The sequence below is a fragment of the Paenibacillus sp. FSL R7-0302 genome, from assembly GCF_038006885.1.
Classification (GTDB): Bacteria; Bacillota; Bacilli; order Paenibacillales; family Paenibacillaceae; genus Paenibacillus_AQ.
This window is the reverse complement of sequence record NZ_JBBOWB010000002.1, coordinates 153,056-168,820: the sequence shown is the minus strand read 5'-3', so window position 1 is coordinate 168,820 and position 15,765 is coordinate 153,056. Positions and strand designations below refer to the sequence as shown.

12 protein-coding genes and 1 riboswitch are annotated in these 15,765 nt (G+C 54.0%); of the genes, 11 read left to right on the top strand and 1 reads right to left on the bottom strand.

Annotated elements, in window-relative coordinates:
• Positions 1-81 precede the first annotated feature (81 nt).
• Entirely contained in the window at positions 82-504 is a 423-nt protein-coding gene (locus MKY96_RS26420; RefSeq protein ID WP_340945030.1) for an ASCH domain-containing protein, read from the top strand.
• 363 nt (positions 505-867) lie between these two features.
• Here MKY96_RS26420 and MKY96_RS26415 read toward each other — a convergent pair whose 3' ends face one another.
• Positions 868-1,233, bottom strand: a complete 366-nt coding sequence (locus MKY96_RS26415) for a hypothetical protein (protein WP_340945028.1) — start codon at positions 1,231-1,233, stop codon at positions 868-870.
• Between the two features lie 757 nt (positions 1,234-1,990).
• Positions 1,991-2,083, top strand: a riboswitch (cyclic di-GMP riboswitch).
• Positions 2,084-2,164: 81 nt separating this feature from the next.
• On the opposite strand from MKY96_RS26415, the gene MKY96_RS26410 reads away from it, so the two are divergent.
• The 10 genes from MKY96_RS26410 (at position 2,165) to MKY96_RS26365 (ending at position 15,761) form a co-directional block, all read left to right on the top strand.
• Positions 2,165-5,188 carry a choice-of-anchor A family protein gene (locus MKY96_RS26410; protein ID WP_340945026.1) on the top strand — a complete coding sequence of 1,008 codons (3,024 nt, stop codon included), beginning with the start codon at positions 2,165-2,167 and terminating at the stop codon, positions 5,186-5,188.
• Positions 5,189-5,712: 524 nt separating this feature from the next.
• Entirely contained in the window at positions 5,713-6,678 is a 966-nt protein-coding gene (locus tag MKY96_RS26405) for an alpha/beta hydrolase (RefSeq protein ID WP_340946765.1), read from the top strand.
• Positions 6,679-7,194: 516 nt separating this feature from the next.
• Complete coding sequence (locus MKY96_RS26400) at positions 7,195-8,709, top strand: HD-GYP domain-containing protein (protein WP_340945025.1); 1,515 nt, start codon at positions 7,195-7,197, stop codon at positions 8,707-8,709.
• A gap of 204 nt (positions 8,710-8,913) precedes the next feature.
• Positions 8,914-9,303 carry a NusG domain II-containing protein gene (locus MKY96_RS26395; RefSeq protein WP_036700638.1) on the top strand — a complete coding sequence of 130 codons (390 nt, stop codon included), beginning with the start codon at positions 8,914-8,916 and terminating at the stop codon, positions 9,301-9,303.
• The gene (locus MKY96_RS26390) at positions 9,287-9,850 is read left to right on the top strand and encodes a Gx transporter family protein (RefSeq protein WP_036700635.1); all 564 of its coding nucleotides are present in this window, start codon (positions 9,287-9,289) and stop codon (positions 9,848-9,850) included. The genes MKY96_RS26395 and MKY96_RS26390 overlap by 17 nt, the downstream gene beginning before the upstream one ends.
• A 19-nt stretch (positions 9,851-9,869) precedes the next feature.
• The gene (locus tag MKY96_RS26385; RefSeq protein WP_340945023.1) at positions 9,870-10,736 is read left to right on the top strand and encodes an ATP-binding cassette domain-containing protein; all 867 of its coding nucleotides are present in this window, start codon (positions 9,870-9,872) and stop codon (positions 10,734-10,736) included.
• Entirely contained in the window at positions 10,712-11,614 is a 903-nt protein-coding gene (locus MKY96_RS26380) for an energy-coupling factor transporter ATPase (protein WP_340945020.1), read from the top strand. The genes MKY96_RS26385 and MKY96_RS26380 overlap by 25 nt, the downstream gene beginning before the upstream one ends.
• Entirely contained in the window at positions 11,601-12,398 is a 798-nt protein-coding gene (locus MKY96_RS26375) for an energy-coupling factor transporter transmembrane component T family protein (protein ID WP_340945019.1), read from the top strand. Before MKY96_RS26380 ends, MKY96_RS26375 begins: the two co-directional genes overlap by 14 nt.
• A 21-nt stretch (positions 12,399-12,419) precedes the next feature.
• On the top strand, positions 12,420-14,345 hold the full coding sequence (locus MKY96_RS26370; protein WP_340945017.1) for a peptidase U32 family protein: 1,926 nt from the start codon (positions 12,420-12,422) through the stop codon (positions 14,343-14,345).
• 126 nt (positions 14,346-14,471) lie between these two features.
• Positions 14,472-15,761: an aspartate aminotransferase family protein gene (locus tag MKY96_RS26365; RefSeq protein WP_340945015.1), complete on the top strand. Its 1,290-nt coding sequence runs from the start codon at positions 14,472-14,474 to the stop codon at positions 15,759-15,761.
• Positions 15,762-15,765: the final 4 nt, after the last annotated feature.

The window sequence follows — 15,765 nt, the reverse complement described above, 5'->3', positions numbered from 1 at the left end:
TTCTTAGCTATTATTGTTTCCCGTAGAAGGCCATAGTAATTCTGAGTAAAAAGGTGTTCATCAGAGGAGGCAAGCTACATTATGAAATGCCTGACCATCCGCCAGCCGTGGGCAACATTAATTGCGCTGGGAGAAAAACAAATCGAAACCCGTACCTGGCGGACCGCCCACCGGGGAGAGTTAGCCATCCATGCCGGGATGCAGGTGAATAAGGCGATCTGCCGGACGGAGCCGTATCAGTCGTTGCTGGCACGTTACGGCTACACTGCGGACAACCTGCCAACCGGCAAGATCATTGCAGTCAGCCGCATTGCGGATTGCTGTGAGGTGACGCCGGAGCTTGCGCAGCAAGGCTGGCCGGGCGGCAATGAATATGTATTCGGCAATTATGCCGAAGGAAGGTATGCCTGGAAGCTGGAGGAGGTTGTTCCGCTGGTACATCCCATACCTGCTAAGGGACGTCTGGGTTTCTGGGAATATCCTGTGCTGGAAGAGGAATTGTGAATTTCTTGACGGCAATGTGAAGAAAAATTGCTCCAGATTGGCTGTCAGCTGGTATAATTGGGATATTCGGCGGGAAATCTTCCTATATATAAGGATAGTTGTGCTCTGAGGCGGTCTACCGCTGGAGAGGGGCAGGAATGCCGGGAAGGAGCGTATGCATAATAGATGGGAAGCCTTCTAATTGCATGGCTTTGTATGCTTTGTTTGTTTCTTGCGTTCAGGGATCAGGTAAGCCGGAGAATCCTGTACCCGGTAGCTGTGGTGGTGATATGCGGCACGCTCGGGTATTGGACGTTGTTAATGTAACCGCATCCGGGTGAACATTTCATGCAGAAGTCTGCCGCTTGCGGCAGGCTTCTTTGGTTAGCCCTGCTCCATCTTCTCCATACCCAGGTATCTGCGCATATGCAGAGTGGCCTGGGCTGCAATCACATCATCCAGCAGCAGCATCCGCTCGTGATAACCCCTGCAGACGAATTTGGCTTCAACACCCGCCTCCAGCCGCTGCTGCTCATAGACCTTCAGACCACGGGCGTGCATCCCGGCACGGACCTCCCGCAGATCAGCAGAAGCGGCATGGACGGCCGACTGGATTACCTCCAGATAAGGCGCAGGCGTGCGCAGCTCTGAGGCTATAGCAGAAGCATCCCGCTCGAAGGCGGATAGAATAAGCGGCAGCAAAATATAGGATTTGACCAGCAGGTTATCCTGGCTCTCTGCTCTTTGCATCCTTCTCAACCCCTCGAAGAGAACGTATATTCGCATTGTAACTCATCCTTCAAAAAATAATCAATGGGTTTTATAAATTAACTCAAATAATGTGATATATTTCACAAAAAAATAAGATGAATTATTTTATATTAAAATTGAAATATTAAAGATTAAGGATTGAAAAATAAATCAGCTCAAAGGAGAATGGCAATGAGTCATGAAGGAAGTCTCCGCCGTGGTTTGGTATTCGGGATCATTCTAAGTGTTCCGCTCTGGGTATCGATGATTGGCTGGGTTCAGCTGTTCGGGTCTGCCTAGGCGACATTTTATTCAAAATATATGAAGTCTATTAGCAGGTGTCGTCCCTATGGGCGGCACTTTTTTTCTGAGCTGAGCTGCCTGTAAATAGGTAAAATTGCATTGAACAGGAGCAGACAATGAGTTCGAGGGGCCTGAGGGCTATAAAATAGGACAAATGAATCAAATTTAAATAATATAAATTGATATTATTATAGGGAAGAGAGACAAACGGCTACAGCCAATCTTCTGATTTCTCGACTTTTTTCGTCAATAAATAAAAAGAGACTCGCCCCTTAACCCTTATGGTACAAGGGATCAATGAGGAACCATCGAAAAATATAATTTCAAAAAATATACTGGGAATGGATTGACAATAGGATGGGGGAGCGGATAAACTGAAATTAGTACAAAAGTAACAAATGTCATAGACTCAACGATGAATTTACATAAGTTACTCCCAATTTCATACCGAAATCATGTACAAACGCAAACCGGATCGAAAGAACGGGACGCAAAGTCAGGAATCTACTGTCTCTAAAGTTGAGACTAGGGTCGTCCGGCCGCCGTGAAGCTAACCCTTCTTGGCGGTCTTTTTGTTGTTATAGTCGCGTGACAGATTCATAGAATAGTAACTAGGAGGTGTGGACTATTGAAAAAAGGAGTACGTAAAACAGCCGCCATCCTTATGGCAGGCTTATTGACCGTATCCAGTGCTTTTACGTGGGGCACGGATGTCAGAGCAGCTTCAGGGGTTCCTTATACGCCAACACCGGTTTTGGGGGTCGCAGGGAATTTTAATGCTTTTATTCTTGGGGATTTCACACAAGGCGGTGATCAGATTGAAGGCCGTCTGGCAGCGGCGGGGAACATTACCCTCACCGGAGGTTACGGAGTAGCCAGGGCATACAGGAATGCTTCGCCTACGGATGTGCTGGTTGCGGGCAAGAATTTTGAACATTCGGGTAGCGGAGAAATTTACGGAAATGTGGTATACGGGGACAGCATTACAGTCAATGAGCCCCAGGTTAAAATTATAGGTGCTAAGAGGAAAGAGAAGCCGATTGATTTTGCAGCCGAGCAGCAGGCTCTGATCTCCCGTTCCACAGAGTATGGTGCCTTGGCTGACACGAATGAGATCGGCAATAACAATTATGGACAGCTCAAGATAAGTGCACCGGATCGTTTCAATGTAGTTCATTTGGATGCCTCGACACTGGCGAAGACCAACTATATCGAATTCAACATTGCACAGAACGCTACGCTGATTATTAATATAAGCGGGCCTACAGTCAATGTGCCGAGCTTTTCAATGAATAACGGCAGAGCCAGTCAAGTATTGTTCAACTTTTACGAAGCTTCTGAGGTGAATATCGCTAATACCTCCTTCTATGGCAGCATTCTCGCACCCAGAGCGGATGTTCATTATGCCCGAGCAGAGCTGTACGGAACCCTGATTGCAAAATCTTTTAGCGGCGGGGTAGAGATGCACCTGGGATTGTACGAGGGAGAGGGGCCGCCGCCGAGTCCGACGCCGACCGCAACACCGACACCTAGTCCGACACCAACGGTAACGCCAACACCGACGGTAAAACCAACACCAACGGTAACGCCGACACCGACTGTGACACCAACACCAACGGTAACGCCAACGCCGACTGTGACACCAACACCAACGGTAACGCCAACGCCGACTGTGACACCAACACCAACGGTAACGCCAACGCCGACAGTGAAACCAACACCAACGGTAACACCAACACCTACAGTGAAACCAACACCGACGGTAACACCAACGCCGACGGTAAAACCAACACCAACGGTAACGCCTACACCTACAGTGAAACCTACACCCACAGTAAAACCTAGCCCGACACCTGTGTGCACCCCAACTCCAAAGCCAACGCCGACCGTGAAGCCGACGCCAACACCGACCGTGAAGCCGACGCCAACACCGACCGTGAAGCCGACGCCAACACCGACCGTGAAGCCGACGCCAACGCCGACCGTGAAGCCGACGCCAACACCGACCGTGAAGCCGACGCCAACGCCGACCGTGAAGCCGACGCCAACGCCGACCGTGAAGCCGACACCAACGCCAACTGTGAAGCCAACGCCAACACCGACCGTGAAGCCGACGCCAACACCGACCGTGAAGCCAACACCAACGCCGACAGCGGTACCGACACCGACACCAACGCCAACGGCAGTACCGACACCGACGCCGACAGCAGAGCCAACACCGACACCAACGCCAACAGTAGTACCGACACCAACGCCAACGGTAGAACCGACACCAACGCCAACGGCAGAGCCAACACCGACGCCGACAGCAGTACCGACACCAACGCCAACGGCAGAGCCAACACCGACACCGACGGTAGAGCCGACACCGACACCAACGCCAACGGCAGTACCGACACCAACGCCAACAGCAGTACCGACACCAACACCAACGGCAGTACCGACACCAACACCAACGGCAGTACCGACACCAACACCAACGGCAGAACCGACACCAACGCCAACAGCGGTACCGACACCAACGCCAACAGCGGTGCCTACGCCAACACCAACGGCAGAACCGACACCAACGCCAACGGCAGAGCCGACACCAACGCCAACGGCAGAGCCGACACCAACGCCAACGGCAGAGCCGACACCAACGCCAACGGCAGAGCCAACACCAACGCCAACGGTAGAACCGACACCGACACCAACGGTAGAGCCAACGCCAACACCAACGGCAGAGCCAACACCAACACCAACACCGACACCAACACCGACACCGACACCAACACCGACACCGACACCAACGCCGACGCCGACACCAACACCGACGCCGACACCAACGCCGACGCCGACACCAACGCCAACGGCAGAGCCAACACCGACGCCGACAGCGGTGCCTACGCCAACGCCAACGGTAGAACCGACACCAACGCCAACGGTAGAGCCGACACCAACGCCGACGGTAGAACCGACACCAACGCCAACGGCAGAGCCGACACCAACGCCAACGGTAGAACCGACACCAACGCCAACGGCAGAGCCAACATCAACACCGACGGTAGAGCCGACACCAACGCCAACGGCAGAGCCAACACCAACACCAACACCAACACCAACACCGACACCAACACCAACACCAACACCGACACCAACACCAACACCGACACCAACGCCGACACCGACACCGACACCGACACCAACGCCGACGCCGACACCAACACCGACGCCGACACCAACGCCGACACCAGATCCAACACCAGTAACAACGCCAGCGCCAACATCGCCGCCGTTCAGTTTCCCTCCAGTGCCTACGCCGACTCCGATTATCGGATTTATCGTGAGCAATGATGTGGCTGTGATTGATGATCCGCTGCCGCTTGGGCCTGTAGCAACTCCGATAGCTACAACAGTACCGGCATCAACGCCGACACCGGCTATTGCGGTTGCGCCAATAGCAGCAACACCGGAGCCAACGCCTTCAGCAGAACCGGCACCCGATGTAGTCCTTATTGATGATGAAGTTCCTCTAGGCGGTGTGCCTGTGGATGGAACCTTGCCGAAGACGGGCGAATCCAGTCCGGCGCCTTATTATTTTGCCGGTTTGGCACTCGCTGGTCTGGGCTTGATTCTTAGAAGAACCACCAGAAACAGCAAACGTAAATGAGTGACCGGAACTGAGATTTATATAAACAAACAATGATCCTGTGATTTGACAAGGGCTGCTTTCGGAGAAGACGTTCTCCTGGAAGTAGCTCTTTTTTCGTTGGAAATAAGTGCCCGGATACAGAATGTATGCGAAAAACAACATACAATGTGCCGGTGAGAGAGTCAGCGGACCAAATGTATGCGGAAAACAGCATACAATGTGCCGGTGAGAGGGTCAGCGGACCAAATGTATGCGAAAAACAGCATACAATGTGCCGATGAGAGAGTCAGCGGACCAAATGTATGTGGAAAACAGCATACATGCATGCAATCTGCTGCGGGAAGGCGAGTGTGCTAAATAGAGTCCACCTGCTTGTTCCAAGAGTCTTGCAGAGTACAATGGATTTGAAGTTTGTGAAGAGAAAGAAATTCATGCTGAATCTCTTACCGTAGCCCCAGCCGTATTTTTAGTTGGCCGTACTCCCATGCTATACTAGGCTCAAATTAATATGGTTGCTTACTGAAGGAGGAACGTTGATGTGGATGATATACCTGCTTGTGGTGCTGATCGTGGTGGCCGGAGGGGTGGGGTATGCCGGATTCTATTTTTATGGAGTAGCCATTAAGCGGGCCCCTAAGGAATTCCTGGCCAAGACCCCAGACCTTAAGATTGATCCGCCGCCGGTGGCCGGAGCCTCGTGGGGAGAAGGAGCGGAGTGGGTGTCCCGGCAGACCTTCCGTGAGGTAGAACTGGTGTCTGAGGATGGGCTCAAGCTGCAAGGCTATTATCTGGCGTCAGCGCGTGCTGCGGGACGGACGGTCATTGTTGCCCACGGTTATTCCGGGAAGGCCAAGGATATGGGAGCGACCGCCAAGAACTATTATGAGAACCTGGGTTATAATGTGCTGTTACCTGATGCCAGGGGACACGGGAAAAGTGAAGGAGATTATATCGGCTTTGGCTGGCCGGAGCGCCGGGATTATCTGAAATGGATCGGATTCGTTCTGCAGGAGAACGGCCCGGACGCGCAGATCGTGCTGCATGGCGTATCGATGGGCGGAGCCACAGTGCTGATGACGTCCGGCGAGGAGCTTCCTCCGCAGGTCAAGGCGATTGTCGCCGATTGCGGCTACACCTCGGTCAAGGCACAGCTGTCCTATCAGCTGAAGCGGATGTATCGTCTGCCCAGCTTCCCGTTTGTGCCGGTGGCCAGCCTGGTGACCCGGATGAAGGCCGGTTATTCCTTCGGGGAGGCGTCTGCGCTGAAGCAGGTTCGCAAGGCCAAGGTGCCAATTCTGTTCATCCACGGGGATGCGGATAAGTTCGTGCCTTATGCGATGATGAATGAGCTGTATGAGGCCTGTAAGAGTCCGAAGGAGAAGCTGGTGGTGCATGGAGCGGGGCATGGTCTTGCCTATGATACGGATAAAAACACATACATCCGCACAGTAGGCGAATTCGTGGAACGCTATGTACACAGCCCTGCTGCCGCTGAATCTGTCCGGTAAAAGTCCATAGAACGTAGACGCGCCCGATATCCGCTGACAGCGGTTATCGGGCGCTAATTATGTTCCACACATGGGGCCTTTCCCTGAAGAACAGAGAAGCAGCGGGCCATGTCTTATCGGTATATTAATCCCCCGCCGTCTGTGAGCAAGACGGGTGTCGTTATTCCTTGTTATTTCCAGCAGCCGTGTGGCGAGAATAATCCTTCCAATACGACAAAAGCCCTACCTCTCTTTTGTCCTTGCGGCTCCGTGGCCGCGCCAGTGTGAATCGGAATGCTATGTTCGAATTTAATCTCATAAAAGGGATAAGTACTGCAAGAAAACGTAAGATATTGTGTCCAAACCGCCGATAATATAGAGAAGTGATTCATCGGCCTGACATCTTCTTGATGGGGATAAACATACTCGAAAACAAATATTATTTTATTATAGCACGGGGATTATAAATACGCAAGAGTATATTGGGCTGAGGCCAGGACAGGAATGAGGGGACAGATGGAACTATACAGAATTTTTTTGAAGCAACAGGTCCGGAACTATATTTTCGGCTCAGCTGTAGCGGTACTCGCGGTCGGGAGTCTGCTTATGCTATCTTCTCTGGAGATCAGCCGGGTTGAATATTACCGCCTCTTACTGGTGCTTGTTTGTTCTTTTGTAATAATGGCGTCTATAGAGATTACTGTCTTTCTCAGACAGATCAGGCCCATACGGGCTGCGCTCGTTCAGGAGAATGCTGCGCTATCGATGCTGGAAGAAGCATATCTGCACACGCACCTGCTGCCCAAACGGGCTATACAGCGGATTATGGGCCCGCATCTGCTCGGATTATCCGTTCCGGCTCTGCTGCTGTCGGTGTGGATGATCCATTCTGGCTGGGTCACGTTTCCGTACTTCTATCTGATTCTGGCGATGTGCTGCGCAGTGCTTGTGGCTTGTATGCATTCCCTCATTGAATTCTTCCTGACCTGCACCTCCATTATTCCGCTGATCAAGGAATTCAGGAACCGTGCGCTGGAGCAGTACGGTGTGGATTTTTCTCTGGAGGGTCATGTGTTCGTGCCGATACGCCCCAAATTCCTGGTGAGCTGTATGCTGATCGGTACCTTTCCGCTGTTCCTGTTTATTATGGCCACGCATATCCGTATGAACGGCGAGGGGGACTCGATAGTCGTCGTCGGACTTCAGAGCTATTGGGCCTGGGCGGGGATGGTGCTGCTGATCGGCACGCTGTTCTCCTCCATTGCGGCCTGGCTGCTGACGAACAGTGTGCAGCATCCGATCCATGAGCTGTATCAGGCGATGAACCAGGTAAAGGACGGGAATCTGGTCCAGGTGCAGGATGAGTACTCCGATGAGTTCTCGAAGCTGGTGGCAGGCTTTAACATGATGGTCCGGGGGCTGCAGGCGCGGGAGCAGCAGAGCCGCCAGCTGCTGGACAGCTACTTCTCCACCCTTGCCGTGGCGCTGGACGCCCGCGATTCCTATACGGCAGGACACTCGCTCCGTGTAGCGGAGTATTCGGTGATTATCGGACAGCTGGCCGGACTGAGGGGGCAGGAGCTGGATGATCTGCGCAAGTCAGCGCTGCTGCATGATATTGGTAAGATCGGGGTGAGAGACAGCATCCTGTTCAAGGAAGAAGCCTTAACGGATGAGGAATTCCTCCAGATTCAGAGTCATACTGTGCTGGGAGAGAATATTCTGCGGCAGATTGAACCGGCGGACAAAATGGCACCCTATCTGGGCGGCGTCCGCTCGCATCATGAGCGTTATGACGGCCGGGGCTACCCTGATGGTCTTGCCGGCAGGGAGATCCCGCTGCACGGCCGGATTATCGCGGTAGCGGATGCTTATGATGCGATGACGTCGGACCGGCCTTACCGGAAAGGGATGGACCACGAACGGGCGCTGGGTATTCTGGAGCAGGGCAGGGGCAGCCAGTGGGACCCTGAATTCGCCGGATTGTTCCTGGGGTACTTCGGCCGGAAGCCGGAAGCCCGTAAGGGTACTCAGCCTGTTCAGGCCGGATAATACACTAGTTGAAGGCATTATCCTTATATTCCTTGCCGAAGCGGATACTATCCAGTTTATGGGGGTTCCGCTTCGGCTTTGCGTGCCTATTTTGTGAACTGCCCATGAAATGCGACAATTAACGACTACATTCATTGAAGGATTGAAGGCGGACCGTTATAATTATTAAGTCTGGATTTTAATTAAAAAATAAGGGAGATTTCTATGAAACGCGCAGATGTGCTGCTGATTTCTATCGTTCTGATTGCTGCGCTCGCTTTTCTCGTGCCAAGATGGTTGTCTAACGATGCTGATAAAGGTGGGCCAGGCAAAGAACTCAAGGCCAATATAACGGTAGATGGTAAGTTATTCAAAACGATAACCCTTACCAAAGAAGAGCAGACTATTGAGGTCCGCACCGAACGGGGCTATAACATTCTGAAGGTGCATGATTACGGGGTCGAGATGTTTGATGCGGATTGTCCCGATAAGGTATGCCTCGGCTTCGGATTCATCACGCTGCCCAAGCAGACCATTGTCTGCCTTCCGCACCGGGTATTGGTTGAGATTGCAAGTGCGGCCGGGGAGGATGAAGTAGATGGCTATGTCCAGTAGTGAATCGGCTACAGCGCTGAAGCGGACGGTAATTATTGCTATATTCGCTGCCGTTGCTGTGGTGCTGAGTATTGTGGAGGCACAGATCCCGCTGGCCGGAGTGGGGCTGATGCCCGGGGCGAAGCTGGGCTTCGCCAATATTATGATTTTGACCTGTATTTACTTTTTGCGCGGACGCGATGTTCTGGTTCTGGTAATCCTTAAGACACTGCTGACCGCCTTCCTGCTCGGTACGCTGTCCAGCCTGCTGTTCAGTCTGTTCGGCTCCCTGTTCAGCTTCATTGTGATGTTTGCGCTGGTGAAGCTCGGCCGCAGAAAGTTCAGTGTTATCGGCATCAGCATTGCGGGCGGATTGGCTCATAATACGGGACAGCTGCTGGCAGCCTCGTTCGTATTCAATTCAACGAGTATTTTCTATTACCTGCCGGTTCTGCTGATTACCGGTATTATTACGGGCATTGCTGTCGGCTTCGCCGTCCGGTATGTGGTTGACTCGCTATCCAAAATATCCTTGTTTGAAGAGTTCCTGAACGGACCGGGTCACTAGCTGCGGAAGGATGAGTAACATGAATCAAGCGTACAACGATAGAACAGCCGGTGAAAAGCCAGCGGTGATTGCCCTTGAGGGCGTATCCTTCGGCTATGACCCGGAGCATCCGATTCTTCATGATATCAACGTAACGGTCCCGCAGGGCCAATGGGTGAGCATTGTCGGGCCTAACGGCTGCGGCAAATCGACCCTGGTCAAGCTGCTGAATGCGCTGCTTCCGAAGAGCGCCGGTCATATCTCAGTCTGCGGGCATACGCTGCAGGAAGAGACGGTCCAGTCCATCCGGCAATGCATCGGAATGGTCTTTCAGAACCCTGATAACCAGTTCATCGGGCAGACGGTGGAAGAGGATATTCTCTTCGGCCTGGAGGGTCTGTGCTTATCGTACGAAGAGATGAAGCAGCGGCTTGAATTCTATACCGGGAAGCTCGGGATAGGCCATCTGCTGTCCAAGCATCCCGGAGAACTGTCGGGCGGGCAGAAGCAGCGGGTGGCCATCGCCTCGATTCTCGCCATGAAGCCAGGCATCGTCATCTTCGACGAGGCCTCTTCTATGTTGGACGAAGGCAGCCGCGATGAGCTGATGGGGATTCTGCGGGATATGCAGGCCGAGGGCAGTTACACCATTGTGCTGATTACCCATGATGCCGATGAGATTCTGGCTTCGGACCGGGTGCTTGCGCTGCACGGGGGGAGCATCGCGGCGGATGTATCACCTGCGGAGCTGTTCCGTGATGCAGAGCTGCTGGAGAAGTGTCATTTGCGGGAGCCTTATACTTGGCAGCTTGCCCGTGAACTGGAGAGCCGGGGAATTAAGGTGGATGTACCCGCCAGCGAAAAGGAGCTTATAGATACACTATGGCTATACAACTACAGCAAGTAAGCTACACGTATGCTGACCGCAGTATGTGGAAGCAGACGGCGCTGCACGGGATTAATCTGGAGATTGCCGAGGGTTCGCTGACCGGAATTGCCGGAGCCACCGGCTCGGGCAAATCGACACTGCTCCAGCTGTTCAATGGCATTCTTAAGCCGACAGAAGGCACGGTGCAGGTGCTGGATGTAACGATAACTGCAGGGGAGAAATCACCGAGGCTGCTTCCGCTGCGGCGGAGGGTAGGCCTCGTCTTTCAATTCCCGGAGCAGCAGATGTTCGAAGATACGGTGGAGAAGGATCTATGCTTCGGGCCGCTGAACTTCGGGGTCAGCCTGGAGGAGGCCAAGGAGCGGGCGCGCAAGTCGATGACGGATATGGGACTGGATCTGGCGCTGCTGGAGCGCAATCCCTTCCGGCTCAGCGGAGGACAGATGCGCAAGGCAGCCATCGCCTCCGTGCTGGCGATGAACCCGGACATTGTGGTGCTGGATGAGCCGACAGCCAACCTGGACCCGGTAAGCCGCGCCGAGCTGATCGCGCTCTTGGAGCGGCTGTGCCGCGAGCAGGGCCGGACGATCATCATCGTAACGCACCGGATGGATGAACTGTTGCCTTATGCCGACAACTGGGTCCTGCTTAAGGATGGGGAACTCGCCTTCCAGGGCAGCGGGCCTGAGCTGGCCGCCGATCCGGCGATTCTGGCGCGCTGCGGACTGCGGGTTCCGCAGTCTCTGCGTTACTGGCAAGCTGCCGCCGAGCGCTTTGGCCTTAGCGGTGAGAAGCCGCTCCTTACGGCAGAGGGCCTCGCGGGGCGGCTTGCGGCCTTGCTCGAAGAGCGTCGGCACACAGCCGGAACGGAAGAAATGGGGAATGGCCATGAATGAGCGTCTGCTGCTGGGACGCAGCATTGATACGGGATCCTGGGTCCATAAGCTGGATGCCCGGTCCAAAATCACCGGGATGCTGCTCTATGTAGCCATCATCCTGCTGTCTACTTCGTGGATATCAATCGGGCTGGTCGCGGTCTTCTCCATCGTGGTGATGGCGACGACCCGCATTCCACTGAAATATTTCATCAAGGCTGCGAAGCCTTTGCGTTATCTGATGTTGTTCATCTTCATCGTACAGGCGCTGTCCGTGAAGGAAGGGGAGGTGCTGTGGTCACTGGGTTCGTTCTCGCTGCATGCGGGCGGCCTGCGGATGGGGGCATTTTCTGTCATTCGCATGTTATTCCTGCTGACCTTCACCGCGCTGCTGACCTTCACAACGACACCGGCCAAGCTGAACCAGGGGCTGGAGGGAGTGCTTGCCCCGCTTAAGAAGCTCAGGCTGTCACCCGACCGGATTACGCTGATGATCAGCCTCGCGCTGCGCTTCATTCCGACGATTCTGGATGAGGCGCAGATTATTCTGAAGGCGCAGGCCTCGCGCGGAGCCGATCTGAAGGAACTGCCGTTGAAGGAGAAAGCGCGGATGCTTGTCTCGCTGCTGGTCCCGGTTATCGCCAGTGCGTTCCGGCGCGCCCAGGACCTGATCTATTCCATGGAAGCCCGGGGCTTCCGCATGGATGCGCCGCGCAGCCGGTATCACCGGCTCAGGTGGGGCACGGCGGATACGCTTTTTGTTGCTATGTTCGTTGTACTGGGAGTTGCAGTTGCATTATTGTAAGACATTTAGGGGGATACGGGAATGGCACGTTATTTTAATGGTAAAGAAGTAGAGTTATTGGCGCCTGCGGGAACCTTCGAGATCTTCAAGGCGGTCATTGAATCGAAGTGTGATGCGGTGTATTTCGGCGGTCCGGTGCTGAACATGAGAATGATGCGCAAGGGCTACAACTTAAGTCATGAAGAGATTATCGAAGCCCTGAATATCGCCCATAGTATGGACAAAAAAGTATATATCACGGTCAATAATCTGTTCAGCGAAGAGGATGTGGAGGAGGCCAGAGCGTACCTGCGCTTCCTGGACACGGCCCGCCCGGACGCGCTGATCGTGCAGGATATGGCGGTGCTGGAATTGATCCGCGAGATGGGGCTGAATCTGCCGGTTCACGCGTCTGTCATGATGAATGTGCATAATCTGGAGATGATCCACGCACTGAAGGAGCTGGGCGTCAGCCGGGTGGTTACCTCGCGCGAGATGGATCTGCAGACCGCTAAGCTGCTGGGCGCAAGAAGCGGCATGGAGCTGGAGTATTTCATCCATGGCGATATGTGCTCTGTCCACGGGGCGAACTGTTATTTCAGCTCCCAGGTGTTCGGGATGAGCAGCAACCGGGGCAAATGCATGAAGCCTTGCCGCTGGGATTACCGGATTAAGCGTGACGGCTACGTCTTCCCTGCGGAATATCCGCTGGCAGTGAAGGATATGTTCATGTATGAGCATCTTCCGGAGCTGATTGAATCCGGTATTACTTCCTTCAAAATCGAAGGCCGTATGCGCGACCAAGACTTCATGGTGATGCTGTCCAACAGCTATGGCGATGCGATTGACCGCTATATCGATGATCCGCTGGGCTTCGACCGGACCAAGGATTCCAAGGCGCTGTATAACAACCGCAAGCGTGATTTCTCCACGGCATATGCTTTTGGCAAACCGGGAATGTCGAATATCAACCGCCGTTATGAGGGAACGGGCAAGTTCTACAGCACCGGCAAAGTATTCAGTACGCCGACTGCGGAGCGTGAGCTGTCTGCCGAGCGGGTGAAGGAGCTGCGCGGGCGAATGGCTGAAGACAGACGCAATACCCTTAACAAGCCTGAGCTGGCAGTGCGTGTGAATAATATGGAGCAGGCGCGTCTCGTATTGGAGATGGGAGTAGACAGCCTCTACTTGCCGGGTGATGTGTTTGAGCCGGACCGTCCTTTTACGAAGCAGGATATTAAGGAGCTTGGAGCGGTAAAAGGCCGTACCAAGCTATATCTGGGCCTGCCGCGGATGATGAACGAGCTGCATTTCGACCAGTATGATCATCTGCTGAACGGGGAACGGCTGCCGATTGACGGACTGATGATTACGAACCTGGGGGCGATCCGCCGTTACCGTGGCACCGGTTACCCGATGATGGGTGATGCTAATCTGAATGTCTACAACCATCTGTCAGCCGGACTGTATGCCGGACTGGGCCTGACGAAGCTGACCGTTTCGCCGGAGATGACGCTGGAGCATTTCGCCTCCTTCACCTCACGCAGCGACTTGCCGCTGGAGGTTGTGGTGCACGGAACGCCTGCGCTGATGTATATGGAGCATGATCTGTTCGAGAATACAGAGGTGATGGAGCCGATCGGTGAGGAAGACAACCAGTATGTCCGCAATGATGTGCTAGTGCTTAAGACCGACAAGGGCGAGAATCCGGTCTACCGTGACCAATATGGCCGCTGCCATCTGCTGTTCGCCAAGGAGCTGTGTTATCTCCCGATGCTGGGTGAAATGAACGGCCTGGGGATTGCCAGCTTCCGGATAGAAGGCGCGACCTATAGTATCAAGGAGCTGCGCACCATTATTGCTGCTTATCAGGCTGCGATGGATGGAACGAAGCCTGAGGATGATCTGCTGGGCGGGCTGAAGCCGGTCTATGCGGGGTACACCCTCGGTTCACTGCAGTTTAACTAATGCTAATAATTCAATTTTAAAATAACGCTGCGGCGAGTATAATAAGGGTATATGGCGCGATTATAAGTACCTTTTTTCACAAACTATCATCTTGAATCATCAGCAGTTGAAAGTGAGGGAAGCTTCATGGAATTCGAACAGAGTAACTTCATTGGAAGAGAAGCGGTAGCCGCCAAAAGAAAGCAGTATTTCTACCCGTGCACCGCACATTTTTACCGGGATGCCCCGCAATTGGTACGCGGAAGCATGCAGTATGTCTACGATGAGAATGGCAAGGAATACACCGACTTCTTCGCGGGAGTCTCCGTGGTTGCCTGCGGCCACTGTAATCCGGCTATTACTTCCCGTACGATAGCACAGCTTCAGCAATTGCAGCACACTTCGCCCATCTACCTGACCCAGCCGAATGTAGATTTGGCGGAACGTCTGGAAGAAGTGCTGCCGGGCGCGCTGCGCCGGACATTCTTCGTCAACAGCGGCTCGGAGGCGAATGAAGGAGCGCTGCTGCTGGCGCGGATGCATACCGGCCGCAAAGGCTTTATTGCCCTGGAAGCCGGCCTGCATGGCCGGACCAACCTCACCATGAGTGTGACCGGGCTGCAAATGTGGAGAACCGATGCCTACCTGGATGAGGATGTGACGTTCATTAAGCGCCCGTATCATCCGGAATTGACGCTGGAGGAAGCGGCGGCGCAGTCCATCCAGAATCTGAAGGAGGTACTCGCTGCCCAAGGAGACACCATTGCCGCCATGATCGTGGAGCCGATTCAAGGGAACGGCGGGATCGTCATGCCTGTGCTGTCCTATTTCCGTGAGGTGAAGGCGCTGCTTGAGCAGTACGGTGTACTGCTGATTGACGACGAAATCCAGACCGGCTACGGCCGGAGCGGAGCTATGTTTGCGATGGAGCATTTCGGCGTCGTGCCGGACATTATCAGCATGGCTAAGGCGCTGGGGAACGGAGTGCCGATCGCTGCCTTTTCCACGACGGATGAGATAGCGGCATCGCTGAACAAGCCTTCCGCCTCGACGTTCGGAGGGAATCCGGTCTCTGCGGCTACGGCGCTGGCGGTGCTGGACTACATCCGTGATGAGCGGCTGGCAGAACGTGCGGCTGAACTGGGCGGCCAGCTGAAGCAAGGGTTGCTTGCTCTTCAGAAGCGTTACCCTGCGTTGATTACCGATGTACGGGGCAGCGGCCTTATGCTGGGGGCCGAGCTGGCCGGTTCGGAGACTGAGGATGCCGCTGCTGTGACAGACTATGTGCTGGAAGAGCTGAAGGACCGCGGATACCTGATCGGCAAAAACGGCATAGGCCGCAACGTCCTCGCCTTCCAGCCGCCGCTTGTTGTGAATTCCGGGAATATTGATGCCCTGCTGGCTGCACTCCATGAAGTACTGCAAGCGATCCACTAAGAAA